This window comes from Erwinia persicina NBRC 102418, from assembly GCF_001571305.1.
GTDB lineage: Bacteria > Pseudomonadota > Gammaproteobacteria > Enterobacterales > Enterobacteriaceae > Erwinia > Erwinia persicina.
This window is the reverse complement of sequence record NZ_BCTN01000004.1, coordinates 53,706-69,553: the sequence shown is the minus strand read 5'-3', so window position 1 is coordinate 69,553 and position 15,848 is coordinate 53,706. Positions and strand designations below refer to the sequence as shown.

17 protein-coding genes are annotated in these 15,848 nt (G+C 55.6%); 15 read left to right on the top strand and 2 right to left on the bottom strand.

From position 1 onward, the window contains the following. The first annotated feature begins 3 nt into the window (after nt 1-3). From EPE01S_RS06170 to ptsG, 11 genes are all read left to right on the top strand, one after another. Complete coding sequence (locus EPE01S_RS06170) at nt 4-957, top strand: beta-ketoacyl-ACP synthase III (protein ID WP_062743731.1); 954 nt, start codon at nt 4-6, stop codon at nt 955-957. Between the two features lie 16 nt (nt 958-973). Next, nucleotides 974-1,903: an ACP S-malonyltransferase gene (gene fabD / locus EPE01S_RS06165; protein ID WP_062743730.1), complete on the top strand. Its 930-nt coding sequence runs from the start codon at nt 974-976 to the stop codon at nt 1,901-1,903. A 13-nt stretch (nt 1,904-1,916) separates the two neighbouring features. After that, complete coding sequence (fabG, locus tag EPE01S_RS06160) at nt 1,917-2,651, top strand: 3-oxoacyl-ACP reductase FabG (protein WP_062743729.1); 735 nt, start codon at nt 1,917-1,919, stop codon at nt 2,649-2,651. Nucleotides 2,652-2,805: 154 nt separating this feature from the next. Next, entirely contained in the window at nt 2,806-3,042 is a 237-nt protein-coding gene (acpP, locus tag EPE01S_RS06155) for an acyl carrier protein (protein WP_004157115.1), read from the top strand. Nucleotides 3,043-3,130: 88 nt separating this feature from the next. Next, a complete protein-coding gene (gene fabF / locus EPE01S_RS06150; RefSeq protein WP_062743728.1) occupies nt 3,131-4,372 on the top strand; it encodes a beta-ketoacyl-ACP synthase II in 1,242 nt (413 codons plus the stop codon). Nucleotides 4,373-4,502: 130 nt separating this feature from the next. After that, entirely contained in the window at nt 4,503-5,321 is an 819-nt protein-coding gene (pabC, locus tag EPE01S_RS06145) for an aminodeoxychorismate lyase (protein ID WP_062743727.1), read from the top strand. After that, nucleotides 5,318-6,343 carry a cell division protein YceG gene (gene yceG, locus EPE01S_RS06140; protein ID WP_062743726.1) on the top strand — a complete coding sequence of 342 codons (1,026 nt, stop codon included), beginning with the start codon at nt 5,318-5,320 and terminating at the stop codon, nt 6,341-6,343. The genes pabC and yceG overlap by 4 nt, the downstream gene beginning before the upstream one ends. Then, on the top strand, nt 6,333-6,965 hold the full coding sequence (gene tmk, locus EPE01S_RS06135; RefSeq protein ID WP_062743725.1) for a dTMP kinase: 633 nt from the start codon (nt 6,333-6,335) through the stop codon (nt 6,963-6,965). Before yceG ends, tmk begins: the two co-directional genes overlap by 11 nt. Further along, nucleotides 6,962-7,960: a DNA polymerase III subunit delta' gene (gene holB / locus EPE01S_RS06130; protein ID WP_062743724.1), complete on the top strand. Its 999-nt coding sequence runs from the start codon at nt 6,962-6,964 to the stop codon at nt 7,958-7,960. The genes tmk and holB overlap by 4 nt, the downstream gene beginning before the upstream one ends. A gap of 10 nt (nt 7,961-7,970) precedes the next feature. Next, complete coding sequence (locus EPE01S_RS06125; protein WP_062743723.1) at nt 7,971-8,762, top strand: metal-dependent hydrolase; 792 nt, start codon at nt 7,971-7,973, stop codon at nt 8,760-8,762. A gap of 304 nt (nt 8,763-9,066) precedes the next feature. Continuing rightward, entirely contained in the window at nt 9,067-10,500 is a 1,434-nt protein-coding gene (gene ptsG / locus EPE01S_RS06120) for a PTS glucose transporter subunit IIBC (RefSeq protein ID WP_062743722.1), read from the top strand. Between the two features lie 57 nt (nt 10,501-10,557). Here ptsG and bglB read toward each other — a convergent pair whose 3' ends face one another. After that, nucleotides 10,558-11,697, bottom strand: a complete 1,140-nt coding sequence (bglB, locus tag EPE01S_RS06115) for a beta-galactosidase BglB (RefSeq protein ID WP_062743721.1) — start codon at nt 11,695-11,697, stop codon at nt 10,558-10,560. Continuing rightward, the gene (locus EPE01S_RS06110) at nt 11,678-13,288 is read right to left on the bottom strand and encodes an MFS transporter (protein ID WP_062743720.1); all 1,611 of its coding nucleotides are present in this window, start codon (nt 13,286-13,288) and stop codon (nt 11,678-11,680) included. The genes bglB and EPE01S_RS06110 overlap by 20 nt, the downstream gene beginning before the upstream one ends. Nucleotides 13,289-13,659: 371 nt before the next feature. Between EPE01S_RS06110 and hinT the strand changes: the two genes are divergently transcribed. From hinT to thiK, 4 genes are read left to right on the top strand one after another with little or no spacing between them, the layout of a single operon-like run. Further along, complete coding sequence (gene hinT, locus EPE01S_RS06100) at nt 13,660-14,010, top strand: purine nucleoside phosphoramidase (protein WP_062743718.1); 351 nt, start codon at nt 13,660-13,662, stop codon at nt 14,008-14,010. Between the two features lie 24 nt (nt 14,011-14,034). After that, the gene (locus EPE01S_RS06095) at nt 14,035-14,403 is read left to right on the top strand and encodes a YcfL family putative periplasmic lipoprotein (RefSeq protein ID WP_062743717.1); all 369 of its coding nucleotides are present in this window, start codon (nt 14,035-14,037) and stop codon (nt 14,401-14,403) included. Nucleotides 14,404-14,450: 47 nt separating this feature from the next. Beyond that, entirely contained in the window at nt 14,451-15,011 is a 561-nt protein-coding gene (lpoB, locus tag EPE01S_RS06090; protein WP_062743891.1) for a penicillin-binding protein activator LpoB, read from the top strand. Further along, entirely contained in the window at nt 14,995-15,846 is an 852-nt protein-coding gene (thiK, locus tag EPE01S_RS06085) for a thiamine kinase (protein WP_062743716.1), read from the top strand. Before lpoB ends, thiK begins: the two co-directional genes overlap by 17 nt. Nucleotides 15,847-15,848 lie beyond the last annotated feature (2 nt).

The window sequence follows — 15,848 nt, the reverse complement described above, 5'->3', positions numbered from 1 at the left end:
TACATGTATACGAAGATTATCGGTACGGGCAGCTATTTGCCCGAGCAGGTGCGGACTAACGCCGATCTGGAAAAAATGGTTGAAACGTCAGACGAGTGGATTGTCACCCGCACTGGCATTCGTGAACGTCGTATTGCCGGCCCGGATGAAACCGTGGCGACCATGGGTTTCCATGCCGCTGAGCGTGCGCTGGAAATGGCCGGTATCGATAAAAATGATATTGGCCTGATTGTGGTGGCAACAACGTCCTCAAGCCATGCTTTCCCCAGTTCAGCCTGCATGATCCAGCAGATGCTGGAGATCGAAGATGCCGCGGCCTTTGACCTTGCGGCCGCCTGTGCAGGTTTTACCTATGCACTGAGCGTGGCCGATCAATACATCAAGAACGGCGCAGTGAAACACGCGCTGGTGATTGGGGCGGATGTTCTGGCTCGTATGCTCGATCCGAACGATCGTGGCACGATCATTCTGTTTGGTGATGGCGCAGGGGCTGTGGTGCTGGGGGCAAGCGAAGAGCAGGGGATTATCTCCACGCATCTCCACGCCGATGGTCGCTATGGCCAGCTGCTGACGCTGCCGAATCAGGATCGTGCTAATCAGGACACCCCGGCTTACGTCACCATGGCAGGTAACGAAGTGTTTAAAGTGGCGGTCACTGAGCTCGCGCACATCGTTGATGAGACGCTGGAAGCTAATAAGCTCGATCGTTCATCGATCGACTGGCTTGTTCCGCATCAGGCCAATCTGCGTATTATCAGCGCCACTGCCCGTAAACTGGGCATGGACATGGATAAAGTGGTCGTGACGCTCGATCGTCACGGCAACACGTCGGCAGCTTCCGTGCCGACCGCCCTTGATGAAGCGGTACGTGATGGCCGTATTCAGCGTGGTCAGTTAATTCTGTTGGAAGCTTTTGGTGGTGGGTTCACCTGGGGTTCCGCACTGGTTCGCTTTTAATTAACAGGAAATCACAATGACGCAATTTGCAATGGTTTTCCCGGGGCAGGGTTCGCAAACCGTGGGGATGTTGGCCGATCTGGCAGCCGCCAACCCGATTGTGGAAAAAACCTTCCGGGAAGCTTCAGACGTACTGGGTTACGATCTCTGGCAGCTGGTGCAACAAGGCCCTGCTGAAGAACTGAACAAAACCTGGCAGACACAGCCTGCTTTATTGGCTGCATCTGTTGCCATTTTCCGCGTTTGGCAGGAAAAAGGCGGAAAAGCGCCGTCAATGCTTGCAGGGCACAGCCTGGGTGAGTACAGTGCGCTGGTTTGTGCAGGTGTCATTGCGTTTGCAGATGCGATTAAACTGGTTGAACTGCGTGGCAAACTCATGCAGGAAGCGGTTCCGGAAGGGACAGGGGCCATGCAGGCCATTATTGGCCTGGACGATGCTTCCATCGCCAAAGCCTGTGAAGAGTCTGCTCAAGGGCAGGTGGTGTCTCCGGTGAACTTCAATTCACCAGGCCAGGTGGTGATTGCCGGCAATAAAGAAGCCGTTGAGCGTGCCGGTGCTGCCTGTAAGGCCGCCGGCGCGAAGCGCGCACTGCCACTGCCTGTCAGCGTACCGTCACACTGTGCCCTGATGAAGCCTGCCGCAGATAAATTAGCCGCAGCGCTGGATGCACTGACCTTCAATGCACCGGCCTTCCCGGTGGTCAATAACGTTGATGTGAAGTGCGAGACATCAGCGGACGCTATCCGCAGTGCGCTGGTGCGTCAGTTGTATAATCCGGTACGCTGGACCGGCTGTGTCGAATTTATGGCCGGGCAGGGCGTTACGTCGCTGCTGGAAGTGGGTCCGGGGAAAGTATTGACCGGGTTGACGAAACGTATTGTTGACACCCTGACAGCGACGGCGGTAAACGACCCGGCCAGCTTGTCAGCGGCGCTAGAACAATAACACGGAGATAAACATGAACTTCGAAGGTAAAATCGCGCTGGTCACCGGTGCAAGCCGTGGGATCGGCCGTGCGATTGCAGAAACCCTGGTGGCACGCGGTGCCAAAGTGGTGGGAACTGCAACCAGCCAAAGCGGTGCCGACGCTATCAGTACCTATCTGGGTGATAACGGTAAAGGCCTGCTGTTGAATGTGACCGATTCTGCTTCGATTGAGAGCGTCTTGGAAAATATTCGCGCCGAATTTGGCGAAGTGGACATTTTAGTCAATAATGCAGGCATCACGCGTGATAATCTTCTGATGCGCATGAAGGATGACGAGTGGCAGGATATCCTGGACACGAACCTGACTTCAGTATTCCGTCTGTCAAAAGCGGTAATGCGTGCCATGATGAAAAAACGTGCGGGTCGAATTATTACCATTGGCTCCGTTGTCGGAACAATGGGTAATGCGGGTCAGGCAAATTACGCGGCAGCAAAAGCGGGTTTGATTGGCTTTAGCAAGTCACTGGCGCGTGAAATCGCGTCACGTGGCATTACTGTTAACGTCGTGGCACCTGGTTTTATTGAAACCGACATGACGCGTGCACTGAGCGAAGATCAGCGTGCGGGCATTCTGGCGGAAGTTCCTGCAGGTCGCCTCGGCGGCGCGCAGGAAATCGCCAATGCCGTTGCATTTTTAGCCTCTGACGAGGCAGCGTACATCACTGGTGAGACGCTGCACGTCAATGGCGGAATGTACATGGTCTGAAAATCACGAAAAATATTTGCGTTATTTGGGGTTAAGGCCGCAAAATAGCGTAAAATCGTGGTTGGACCAGCCGGGATTTAGTTGCATCTTTTTCAACATTTTATACACTACGAAAACCATCGCGAAAGCGAGTTTTGATAGGAAATTTAATAGTATGAGCACTATCGAAGAACGCGTTAAGAAAATCATTGGCGAGCAGCTGGGCGTTAAGCAGGAAGAAGTTGTTAATACTGCCTCTTTTGTAGAAGATCTGGGCGCTGATTCTCTTGATACCGTTGAGCTGGTAATGGCTCTGGAAGAAGAGTTCGACACCGAGATTCCGGACGAAGAAGCTGAGAAAATCACTACCGTTCAGGCTGCTATTGATTACATCAATGGTCACCAGGCATAAGTGAGCATCTCCAGGCGGTCATTCGACCGCCTGAGTTTTTTCTGAACGTCCCACACAGTGTCAACTTTTCCCTCCCTGGAGGACGAACGTGTCTAAGCGTCGTGTAGTTGTGACTGGTCTTGGCATGTTGTCTCCTGTCGGCAATACCGTAGAGTCCACCTGGAATGCTCTTGTTGCCGGTCAGAGTGGCATCAGCCTCATCGACCATTTTGATACTAGTGCCTACGCAACGCGTTTTGCTGGCTTAGTAAAAGATTTTGATTGTGATGAATTCATCTCGCGCAAAGATCAGCGCAAGATGGACGCGTTCATCCAATATGGGATTGTCGCTGGCATTCAGGCCATGCAGGATTCCGGCCTGGAAATCACCGAAGAGAACGCCGATCGTATTGGCGCTGCTATTGGCTCCGGCATTGGCGGTCTTGGACTGATCGAAGAAAACCACACCTCACTGGTGAATGGTGGCCCACGTAAAATCAGCCCGTTCTTTGTTCCGTCGACCATTGTTAACATGATTGCAGGTCACCTGACGATCATGTTTGGCATGAAAGGCCCAAGTATCTCCATCGCGACTGCCTGTACTTCTGGCGTGCATAACATTGGTCATGCTGCGCGTATCATTGCGTATAACGATGCCGATGTCATGCTGGCTGGTGGTGCTGAAAAAGCCAGTACCCCGCTGGGTGTGGGTGGTTTTGGTGCGGCACGTGCGCTTTCAACCCGCAACGATAACCCGCAGGCGGCAAGCCGTCCGTGGGATAAAGATCGTGACGGCTTTGTACTGGGTGACGGTGCAGGCCTGGTGGTGCTGGAAGAGTATGAGCATGCGAAAAAACGCGGTGCAAAAATCTACGCGGAAATCGTTGGTTTTGGCATGAGCAGCGATGCTTACCACATGACCTCGCCGCCGGAAAACGGTGCGGGCGCGGCCCTCGCGATGGTGAACGCGCTGAAAGATGCGCAACTCTCCCCGGAGCAAATCGGCTATATCAACGCGCACGGCACCTCAACGCCGGCCGGTGATAAAGCTGAGACCCAGGCCGTGAAATCGGTCTTTGGTGCCAGCGCTAACAGCGTGATGGTCAGCTCGACGAAATCCATGACCGGTCACCTGTTAGGGGCGGCGGGCGCGATAGAGTCGATCTTCTCCATTCTTGCTCTGCGTGACCAGGTGGTCCCACCTACCATCAACCTGGATAATCCGGATGAAGGCTGTGACCTGGATTTCGTTCCGCATACAGCACGTCAGACCTCAGGTCTGGAGTACACGCTGTGTAACTCCTTCGGCTTCGGCGGCACCAACGGGTCGCTGATTTTCCGTAAGATTTAAGTTTTCTCTGACTGACTGAAAGGCCCGCACAGTGCGGGCCTTTTTTTTCAGGTGGTTTGGGTGAGACAATCAGATGATTCTGGCGGGGTTGGCAGGTAATCTGGGCAGAGGATGATAACGGAGACTGATCATGGTTTGGGTCAATGGTGTGCCGGGAGACAGTATTGACGCCCGCGACCGCGCAGTGCAGTTCGGAGATGGCTGTTTTACGACGGCTCGCATCCACCAGGGGAAAATAGTACAGACTGAGGCACATCTGACGCGTTTGCAGCAGGCCTGTGAACGTCTGAAGATCGGCGGCGTTGACTGGCAGCGACTGGAAAGCGAAATGATCGGCGCGGCGGCCACCCGGGATGATGGTGTGCTGAAAGTGATCCTGACGCGCGGCAGCGGGGGACGCGGCTACAGTGCGGCGGGGTGCAGTCAGCCCGCCCGCATTATTTCATTATCAGACTACCCGTCCCGCTATCATTCGCTACGGGAAACCGGTGCGCGACTTGCCCTGAGTAGCATCCGGTTGGGCAAAAATCCGCAGCTTGCCGGCATCAAACATCTTAATCGGCTTGAACAGGTGTTGATCCGTACAGAGCTTGACCAGACTGCTGCCGATGAGGCGCTGGTGCTTGACAGTGACGCTATGCTGGTGGAATGCTGTGCGGCTAATTTATTCTGGCGTACGGGAAATCAGGTGTTTACGCCCGATCTCAGTACCTCCGGGGTGAATGGCATACAGCGCCAGCGTGTCATGCGGCAGGTTGTTCAGCTGGGCTTCAGGTTGAAAGAAGTGCGTGCCGAAATGGATGTACTGGCTACCGCAGAAGAAGTGCTGATCACCAATGCCCTGATGCCAGTGTTGCCGGTTTATCAGGCAGAACAATGGCGTTACGCCTCCCGGCAGCTGTTTAATCTGCTCAACCCCCCTTTTTTGAATGACGCGGGACCGTTATGACTAAAATCCGAAAGAGTATTGTGGTGCTACTGGCAGTTGTCCTGCTGGTGGCGGCATATGGCTACTGGCAGACGCGGCAGTTTGCTGATTCCCGGTTAACGGTGGACAGGGAAACGATATTTACTCTGCCTGCGGGTTCAGGACGCGTAGTGCTGGAGGCACAGCTTGAGTCAAAGCATATTGTACAGCGTGGCCCGTGGTTTGGCATACTGCTGAAACTGGAGCCCGAACTGGCAAAATTTAAAGCCGGAACCTACCGCTTCACCCCCGAGATGACTGTCCGCGAGATGCTGGCCCTGCTGGCGAGTGGAAAGGAGGCGCAGTTCCCACTGCGCTTTGTGGAGGGGACGCGGATGCAGGAGTGGCTGAGCCAACTGCGGCATGCGCCTTATATCAAACATACGTTGCCAGATGATGAACTGAGCAGCGTGGCGTCAGCGCTGAAGCTGGAAGGTGAAGAGGCGGGAGTTGAGGGCTGGTTCTACCCTGATACCTATCTCTACACGGCGAACACCACTGACGTCGCGTTGTTGAAACGTGCCCACGACCGCATGGTCAGTCTGGTGGACAGCGAGTGGCAGGGAAAAATGGATAACCTGCCGTATAAAAGTAAAAATGATATGCTGACCATGGCCTCAATCATTGAAAAAGAGACGGCTGTCAGCGCCGAACGTACCCGGGTCGCCTCGGTATTTATTAACCGGCTGCGCCTCGGAATGCGTCTGCAAACCGATCCGACCGTGATCTATGGCATGGGTGACAGTTACAAGGGCACCCTGACGCGTAAAGATCTGGAAACACCCACGCCGTATAATACCTACACCATTAACGGGCTACCGCCGGGGCCAATCGCCATGCCGGGTAAAGCCTCGCTGGCCGCCGCCGCGCATCCCGATAAGACCAACTTCCTCTATTTTGTGGCCGATGGAAAAGGGGGACATACCTTTACCACTAACCTGGCCAGCCATAATAAAGCCGTGCAGGTCTATCGCCTGGCGATGAAGGAAAAAAATGAACAGTAAATTTATCGTTATTGAAGGCCTGGAAGGCGCAGGGAAAACCACCGCCCGTGATGCAGTGGTCAGCGAACTTCAGCGCCATGGCATTAACGACATTGTTTTCACCCGCGAACCCGGCGGTACACCGCTGGCGGAAAAGCTGCGCGAGCTGATTAAGCAGGGTATCAGTGATGAACCGGTAACCGATCGCGCCGAACTGCTGATGCTGTACGCCGCACGGGTTCAACTGGTGGAGAACGTCATCAAACCTGCTCTGGCACGGGGTGCCTGGGTGGTGGGCGACCGCCACGATCTCTCCTCGCAGGCCTATCAGGGCGGCGGTCGGCAAATGGATACCGGCCTGATGAACAGCCTGAAGCAGGCGGTGTTGGGCGACTTTTCCCCGGACCTGACGCTGTATCTGGATGTGACGCCAGAAATTGGCCTGCAGCGCGCGCGGGCGCGCGGAGCACTCGATCGTATTGAGCAGGAGTCCCTGAATTTCTTCACCCGCACCCGCGATCGCTATCTGGAACTCGCTGCGGCCGACGCCCGCATCAAAACGGTGGATGCCACGCAGCCGCTTGAGCAGGTGACTGCCTCACTGCGGCAGGTGCTTGGCCAGTGGTTACAGGAACAGCAATGAACTGGTATCCGTGGCTGAATCACAGCTATCGTCAAATCCTCAGCCAGCATCAACAGCAGCGGGGTCACCATGCACTGCTGATCCAGGCGCTTGCGGGGATGGGCGATGATGCGTTGGTCTGGGGAATCAGTCGCTGGCTGATGTGCAGGCATCCGCAGGGGCTGAAAAGCTGCGGAGAATGTCACGCCTGTCAGCTGATGCTGGCCGGAACGCACCCTGACTGGTATCGCCTGGAGGCGGAAAAGGGCAAGAGTTCTCTCGGGGTAGATGCTATCCGTGGCGTGACCGAGAAGCTGTATCATCATGCCCAGCAGGGGGGGGCGAAGGTGGTCTGGCTGCCGGATGCCGGGCAACTGACCGAGGCCGCAGCCAACGCCCTTCTGAAAACCCTGGAGGAGCCGCCGAAGAATACCTGGTTTTTACTGAGCAGTCGTGAGCCCTCCCGGCTGTTACCGACGCTGCGCAGCCGCTGTCTGCTGTGGCACCTGGCACCTCCTGACGAAGCCCAGAGTCTGCAATGGTTACAAAAACAGTGCCCTGCCGGGCTGAACGAACGCGCTGCCGCGCTGAGGCTGTCGGGGGGAGCGCCTGCGGCTGCGCTGACGCTGCTGGAAGAAAAAATCTGGCATCAGCGCGATCTGCTTTGTCAGGCGCTGCCTGTGGCCCTGCAGGGGGATATGCTGAGCCTGCTCCCGGTGCTGCACCATGATAATGTTGCGCAGCGTATCGGCTGGCTCTGTTCCTTGCTGGTGGATGCGGTGAAATGGCAGCAGGGCGGCGCCTCTTTTATCACCAACGTCGATCGCCAGAGCGAAGTGATGCATATCGCCGGGATGCTTCCGGCCAGCGCCATAGATGCCAGCCTGCGTCAGTGGATGATTTGCCGTGACCGTTTGTTGACGGTAGTCGCCGTCAATCGCGAACTGCTGCTGACAGAGCAGCTGTTGAGCTGGGAAATGATGATTAAGCCGGCTTCTGCCGCTTTACCGCTTTAGAGAGTACATTATGTTTTTAGTTGATTCCCACTGCCATCTTGATGGCCTGAATTATGAAACCCTGCATCAGGACGTGTCCGATGTGCTGGCAAAAGCCGCCGCACGTGATGTGAAGTTTATGCTGGCGGTCGCCACAACCCTGCCGGGCTACAAGGCGATGGTTGAGCTGATCGGTGAGCGTGAGCGTGTGGCTTATTCCTGCGGCGTGCATCCTCTGAATCAGGAAGAGGAGTATGACTTTGCGGAGCTGCGCGAGCTGGCCGCTCATCCGCGTGTTGTCGCGATGGGGGAAACCGGGCTGGATTATTTCTATCAGAAGGAGACGATGGTTCGCCAGCAGGCATCATTCCGTGAACATATCCGCGTCGGCCGCGATCTGAATAAACCGGTGATTGTTCATACCCGTGATGCGCGTGAGGATACGCTGGCCATCCTGCAGGAGGAGAAGGCGGAAGAGTGCGGCGGTGTATTGCACTGTTTCACGGAGGATCGCCAGACAGCAGAAACGTTGCTGGATATGGGCTTCTATATTTCATTCTCCGGGATTGCCACTTTCCGTAATGCGGAGCAGATCCGTGAAGCGGCACGCTATGTTCCGCTGGATCGTATGCTGGTGGAAACCGACTCACCGTATCTGGCCCCGGTACCGCATCGGGGTAAAGAAAATCAGCCTGCTTATACGCGCGATGTGGCGGAATATATGGCGGTGGTCAAAGGGGTGAGCATTGAGCAGATGGCGCAGGCGACGACGGAAAACTTTTCCCGTCTGTTCCACGTCCCGATGTCACGTTTGTCGGACTGACTCTCCACAGAAGATTTCTTTTAGAGCTCGTAATTAATAACTAAAAGTCGTAAAGTGCAGCGCCATGAAATTGGGCTCTGCATTTTTTTTGAGCTAAAAATGGGCCTTTTTGATCGGCTTATTCTAAAGAAATGACGCGCGTTCAACGAAACGTGATAGCCATCAAACAAATTTGAACGGATTTATTTTACTCTTCGTAATAAATACCGAGGGCATATAAATTGCCCCACCCGTAAGCGGAACCTCCCCCGCTTACAACGCGCTCAGCGCGAAGAAAAGCACTCATACTCAGGAGCTTTACACTATGTTCAAAAATGCATTTGCGAACCTGCAAAAGGTCGGTAAATCGCTGATGTTGCCCGTATCGGTCCTGCCGATCGCGGGGATCCTGCTGGGCGTTGGTTCTGCCAACTTTGACTGGCTGCCAGCGGTCGTTTCACATGTGATGGCGGAAGCCGGTGGGTCGGTCTTTGCTAACATGCCGCTGATTTTCGCGATCGGCGTGGCACTGGGCTTTACCAATAATGACGGTGTATCGGCGCTGGCCGCCGTGGTGGCCTACGGTATCATGGTAAAAACCATGGCCGTTGTGGCACCGCTGGTATTGCATCTGCCGGCCGAAGAAATTGCGGCTAAACACCTGGCAGACACCGGTGTTCTGGGCGGTATTATTGCCGGTTCCATTGCAGCCTATATGTTTAACCGTTTCTACCGTATCAAGCTGCCTGAGTATCTGGGCTTCTTTGCCGGTAAACGCTTTGTCCCTATCATCTCGGGTTTCACGGCCATTTTCCTCGGTGTGGCGCTTTCCTTTGTCTGGCCGCCAATTGGGACCGCGATTCAGGAGTTCTCACAGTGGGCTGCCTATCAGAACCCGGTGGTCGCATTTGGTATCTACGGCGTCGTTGAGCGTTCACTGGTGCCATTTGGTCTGCACCACATCTGGAACGTTCCTTTCCAGATGCAGATTGGTGAGTTCACCAACGCAGCGGGCCAGGTGTTCCATGGTGATATCCCACGTTATATGGCGGGTGACCCGACCGCAGGTAAACTGTCGGGCGGCTTCCTGTTCAAAATGTACGGTCTGCCAGCCGCAGCCATTGCTATCTGGCATTCAGCTAAACCTGAGAACCGTGCCAAAGTTGGCGGCATCATGATCTCCGCTGCCCTGACGTCATTCCTGACCGGTATCACCGAACCCATCGAATTCTCGTTCATGTTCGTGGCACCGATCCTGTATGCGATTCACGCGATTCTGGCAGGCCTGGCTTTCCCTATCTGTATTCTGTTGGGGATGCGCGACGGTACCAGCTTCTCGCATGGTCTGATCGACTTTATCGTACTGAGCGGTAACAGCAGCAAAATCTGGCTGTTCCCGATTGTAGGGATCATCTACGGTCTGGTTTACTACACCATCTTCCGCGTGCTGATTGCCAAACTGGATCTGAAAACCCCGGGCCGTGAAGACGCGACCAGCGAGCAGACGACCGGTAATGCCAGTGAAATGGCGGCTAATCTGGTGACCGCGTTCGGTGGTAAAGAAAACATCACTAACCTGGATGCCTGTATCACTCGTCTGCGCGTCAGCGTGGCGGATGTAAGCAAAGTGGATCAGGCGGGACTGAAGAAACTGGGTGCGGCAGGCGTTGTCGTGGCGGGTTCCGGTGTTCAGGCTATTTTCGGTACCAAGTCCGATAACCTGAAAACCGATATGGATGACTACATGCGTAATGCGTAATGCATAACGAATGAGCATCACGAAGAAGGGGCGCCCAGGCGCCCCTTTTTTTATGCCTCAGAGATAGACCCGCAGATACTCTGTCAGGCACAGCAGCGCCATTGCCTGGCCATAAGGCATGGAAGTCAGCGGTATCTGGCGGTAGTATTCCAGGTCGCTGCCCATGGCGGTGCCGAAAGAAACCTGGGTCAATTCCCCGTCCTCATTGATATGTGCCATCACGCCCTTCAGCGCGTTTTCTGCGACCGGATAATAGTCCCGGGACAGGTAACGCTTACGAACGGCTTTCAGGATGCCATAAGCGAAGCCCGCGGTGGCCGAGGCCTCAAGGTAGGCGTCGCGGTCATCCAGCAGCGTGTGCCATAGCCCGCTCTCGTGCTGGCACCCGGCCAGCGCTTTCACCTGGCTTTCCAGTACCTGCAACAGATAACGACGGGTGGCATGCTGCTCCGGCCAGTTCATCAGTTCAATAAAATCGGGAATGGCAATGGTCAGCCAGCTGTTACCCCGTGCCCAGCGTGCATTAGCGAAGTTATGATGGCCATCAAACGTCCAGCCGTGGAACCACAGCCCGGTCTGACGATCCATCAGATACTGGGTATGCAGCAGGAACTGGTAAGTGGCTTCTTCGACAAATTCCGGCCGGTTAAGCAACTGACCGATTTTTGCCAGCGGCATCACGCTCATCATCAGCGTGTCGTCCCACATCTGCTGATGATTTTCATTGTTATAAACCAGATGCTGAATACCGTTATGCTCGGTGCGCGGCATCTCATACATCACCCACTCCGCCCATCGCTCCAGCACCGGACGCAGAGATGCGTCGCCGGTTTCCTCATAGCGATATGCCAGCGTCAGAAACGGGCAGACCGTATTCACATTTTTGGTCGGCGTTCCCTCCTGCAGTCGCGTGCTGAACCAGTCATCAATACGCTGTAGCGTCAGTCTGTCACCGGTCTGCTGATAATAATGGTACATGCCGTACAGCCCGATACCGTGCGTCCACTCCCATCCCGCCCAGCCTTTAGTATCGATCACCCGGCCATCATCCAGGCGCAGCAGAAACTCACCGCTTTCATCGGTAATACCGACCAGGTTGTCACTGAGGCGGGTAATCAGCTGCTGAAGCGCGGCGCGTGGCAGCAAAAATTCGGGCTGGCGTAGCAGTGCACTGTGCTTAACCGGATAAACTGTCATCTTGGTGCTCCTGAGGTCGGATAACGGGGAAAACGGCGCGAGTCTCGGTGAGTGCAGCCGCCTGAGGTTTGTGACGATTGAGGTAGCCAATATTGTTGTTACCCCAGAGGTTTTCATAAGGCATTCCCGTCAGTGTTTCGACGACGGCACGCGCCTGCGGTGTCAGCTGCTGAGGAACCGTGCCATCGGCCTCGCGCATTCTGATGGTTTCTTCCCGCAGGATTTGGTGAGTATTGAGATTGAGCTTAAAGCGCAGCGAGATGATAAAGCCGAACGTCAGCATTGCCAGGGTGCCGAGGCTGAGGATCCACACAATGGTGTGTCCCACCTGGGGTAGTTGCTCGGCGCGGCCAGAAACAAAACCCGACAGTTGCAGCACAATCCCTACCACCATGACCGCACCGGCCTGAGAGGCTTTCCGCGTCAGCGTCATGATCCCGGCAAAGATCCCTTCGCGGCGCTGGCCAGTGATCGCTTCATCGACATCCGCAATGTAGGTATAAATATTCCACGGAACATAGTTGATGCCGCCCCGTCCCAGGCCCGCGACCGCTGAGATCAGCACCAGCAGCGTCAGATTATTGCTCATTCCCGCATACCACAGGAGGCAGTAGGAGAGGGCGCTGGCGGCAAACAGCACAACAACCAGACGATAGGCAGGAGCCGGCCCGATGCGGATACACAGCGGGATCATGCCTATCACCGCAATGAACTGCAGCACGGCCATGGTGCCCATCAGATTCGAAGCCAACTGGGCGCTCTGCATCAGCACAAACACCACATACCACGTGAAGACGGCGTTAAACACGTCCTGAGCAATATACCCACCAAGGTACATGCCGAGATGTTGACGAAAAATACGAATGCGCAGGGTTGAGGCCAGCTCGACATACAGGCGTTTCAGACTCTGGCCTAACGTCAGTTGTTTTCGCTCAGCCTCGGCACGCTTTGACTCTTCTGACAGCGCGTCGGCCGGACGTTCCCAGGTAAAGAACCATACCAGGGTCAGGACAATGGCGCACAGGGTGGAAAACACCAGGCTGGAATAGAAGAACGACACCGCATTATCTTTGCCAAAAATACCCAGCAGGATACCCGGCAGAAAGGCGGCGAGGATGGCTGAAAGCTGGGCAAGGGCAATACGCGCGCCGGAGAAGCGGGTCTTCTGTTTAAAATCGTCGGTCATTTCCGGCACCAGTGTTTCGTATGGCACCAGAACCATGGTGTAGACGATGTCGAACGCCAGATAGGTGAGCAAGTACCACAGGTAGCTCATCTCCCCGACCCACATCAGGCTGTAACTGAACACTGCGGGAATACCCAGTAGAATAAAGAATTTACGGCGGCCGAAGCGCTTACCCAGCCGGGTGCTGCCGAAGTTGTCAGTCAGAAACCCCATTAAGGGGCTGATCACGGCATCCAGCACGCGGGCAAGCGCGAAGATAAAGGTTGCTTCAATCGGTGTCAGACCGCAGAAGGTGGTATAAAAATAGAGCAGCCAGGCGGCAGTCAGCGCGGTGGTGCCGGCGCCGAGGAAATCACCGGAACCATAAGCGAGATAGTTTGCCAGTCCGATCTTACGGGTGCGCATCAGGAAACTCCTTGTGCTGTGGGGTGGGATTAACCACATGTTCCGGACAACTCAGGCGGATGCTGAAAAAATAGAGCGTTCGTCGTGGCTGAACCTTGTTATTTTTGCCGCGGCAGCACATCCGGTGGCAAAATCCCCGCTATCAGGATGCCCGATATCTAAATTTATAAAACAGCGTTTTGTTTTTATAGGTTTCAGGGTTCAATTTATGGCGTGGCGCACATAAATGCGCCGTTGGGGAGCAGACAGGCAGGAAAAATGCCGCAAACGCGCGCGATCGGAGAAAGAAAAGTCAGTTGCAGGTTGAAAGAAAACGATTTTCTCGCTCATACTGCGTTAACTTGAATAGCAAGATCATAAGGACAGATAGCATGGCTGAAGAAACGATTTTCAGTAAAATCATCCGCCGTGAAATCCCGGCCAATATCGTCTATCAGGATGAGCTGGTCACTGCATTTCGCGATATCTCCCCTCAGGCACCGACGCATATTCTGATTGTGCCCAACCTGCTGATTGCCACGGCTAACGACGCCGTCGCCGCACATGAAGCCGCGCTGGGACGTTTAATTACCGTCGCTGCGAAAATTGCCAAAGAGGAAGGGATCGCCGAAGACGGCTACCGCCTGATCATGAACTGCAATAAACACGGCGGTCAGGAGGTTTATCATATCCACCTGCATCTCGTCGGTGGCCGACCGTTGGGCCCTATGCTGGCATCGTGATGCCAATGACAGAGAAATGACGCAATGCGGGCAAGCTTAACGACTTTACTGGTACTGGCAGCTTTAACAGGTTGCAGCAGCGATCGGACGACGATCAATACATCGCAGACGCTGATTATGGAATCCTCGGTACTGTCAGCCGGGATCACCACCGATGAACCGACCATTCGTGAAACAGAAGGGCAGCAGCGCGCAGCAACGGTGTTATTCAACCAGCAGGAAAAGCCGGTCCAGGTCTCGTACCGTTTCTACTGGTATGATGAAAAGGGTCTGGAGCTTTTACCGTTTGAACGGCCGCGAACCCTGATGGTCCCTGCCCACGGTAAAGCCGAAATTTCATCTCAAACCGGTAATCTGACGGCAAGCAAAGTTCGTCTCTATCTGTATCTGTAAGGAGTTATCGCGTGAACAGCAATATCATTAAACTCTCAGGCGTGCTGATGCTGGCGTTGTTGCTGACCGGCTGTCTGAACCGACAGCAGGAGCCTCAACAGCCAGCGCCGGTTGAACCCGTTCAGCCGCCGGTGACTGTGCCGGAGCAGCCGCAGCCTGAACCCGGTCAGACAGTGCCGGTGCCGCCAAAAATGCAGACGCTGAACTGGCCTGCCAGCGTGTCACCGCTGGTCGCGCAGATGCTGAAAGCCGAGGGTGTTAATCCGGGCAGTGTGCTGCTGGTGGATAACGTAAAAAACAGCACTAACGGCAGTTTGCAGAGCGCAAAAGCGACGGCCGCCCTGCAGGGCGCGCTCCAGGGAAACAGCCAGTTTACGCTGGTGACCCCCCAGCAGCTGGCGGTCGCCAGGCAGACTCTGGGCCTGTCGGCAGAAGACAGCCTGGTCTCGCGCAGTAAAGCCATCGGTCTGGCCCGCTACGTCGGCGCTCAGTATGTGCTCTACAGCAATGCGAAAGGGGATGTGAAATCACCGACGCTGCAGATGCAGCTGATGCTGGTGCAGACCGGTGAAATTATCTGGTCAGGCAGCGGTGCAGTCCTGCACTGATTCAGCCCTTGAGCGGCTGATCACGCAATATTTTCCGGCGGCGCAAGCCGCCGCTTCTTTTTCTCCTCTGGCCGGCTTGAGCGGCTACAGCGTCCGGGTCTCACTGGGAGAGACACAGCTGCTGGCGCGACAGGGGGCAGGGGCGCTCACTATGCCAGGCGTTGACCGGCGGCGCGAGTATCGTCTGCTGCGTAAGCTTGGGGCCAGTGGGCTGGTCCCGCAGGTTTACGGACGTAACCGGCACTGGCTGCTGCTGGCCTGGCAGCCAGGAAAGGTGCTGTCGGTCGGTGAGTGGGACCGCTGGCAGGATCGCGTGGTTGATGAAGTGGCCCGACTTCATCGTCAGCCGCTGACGGGCTACCCGCTACGGCTGCTGCCGCTGCTTGAGGACTACTGGCAGCGCAGCGTCCCCGCCCGGCGGCAGATCTACTGGCTGCGCGCGCTGAAACGCTGTCAGCGTGAGGGTGAACCGAAGGCGCTGCGCACGGGCGTGCTGCATATGGATATCCACAGCGGTAACCTGGTCGCCGAAGGCGATCGGCTGCGGCTGATTGACTGGGAGTATGCCGGAGACGGCGATACCGCACTAGAGCTGGCGGCGATCGTGTCTGGCAACGGATTGACTGCGCTACAACAGCAGCGCCTGATCGCCCGTTATGCCAGCCACCAGCACTGGGATGAGGATACGCTGTGGCGCCAGGTTAACCGCTGGCAGCCGTGGCTGGCACTGCTGGCAACCAGCTGGTATGAACTGCGCTGGCAGCAGAGTGGTGAACAACATTTTCAGACGCTGGCAGCCGCAGGCTGGCAGCGCATATCATCAGGTAAGAGGTGAAG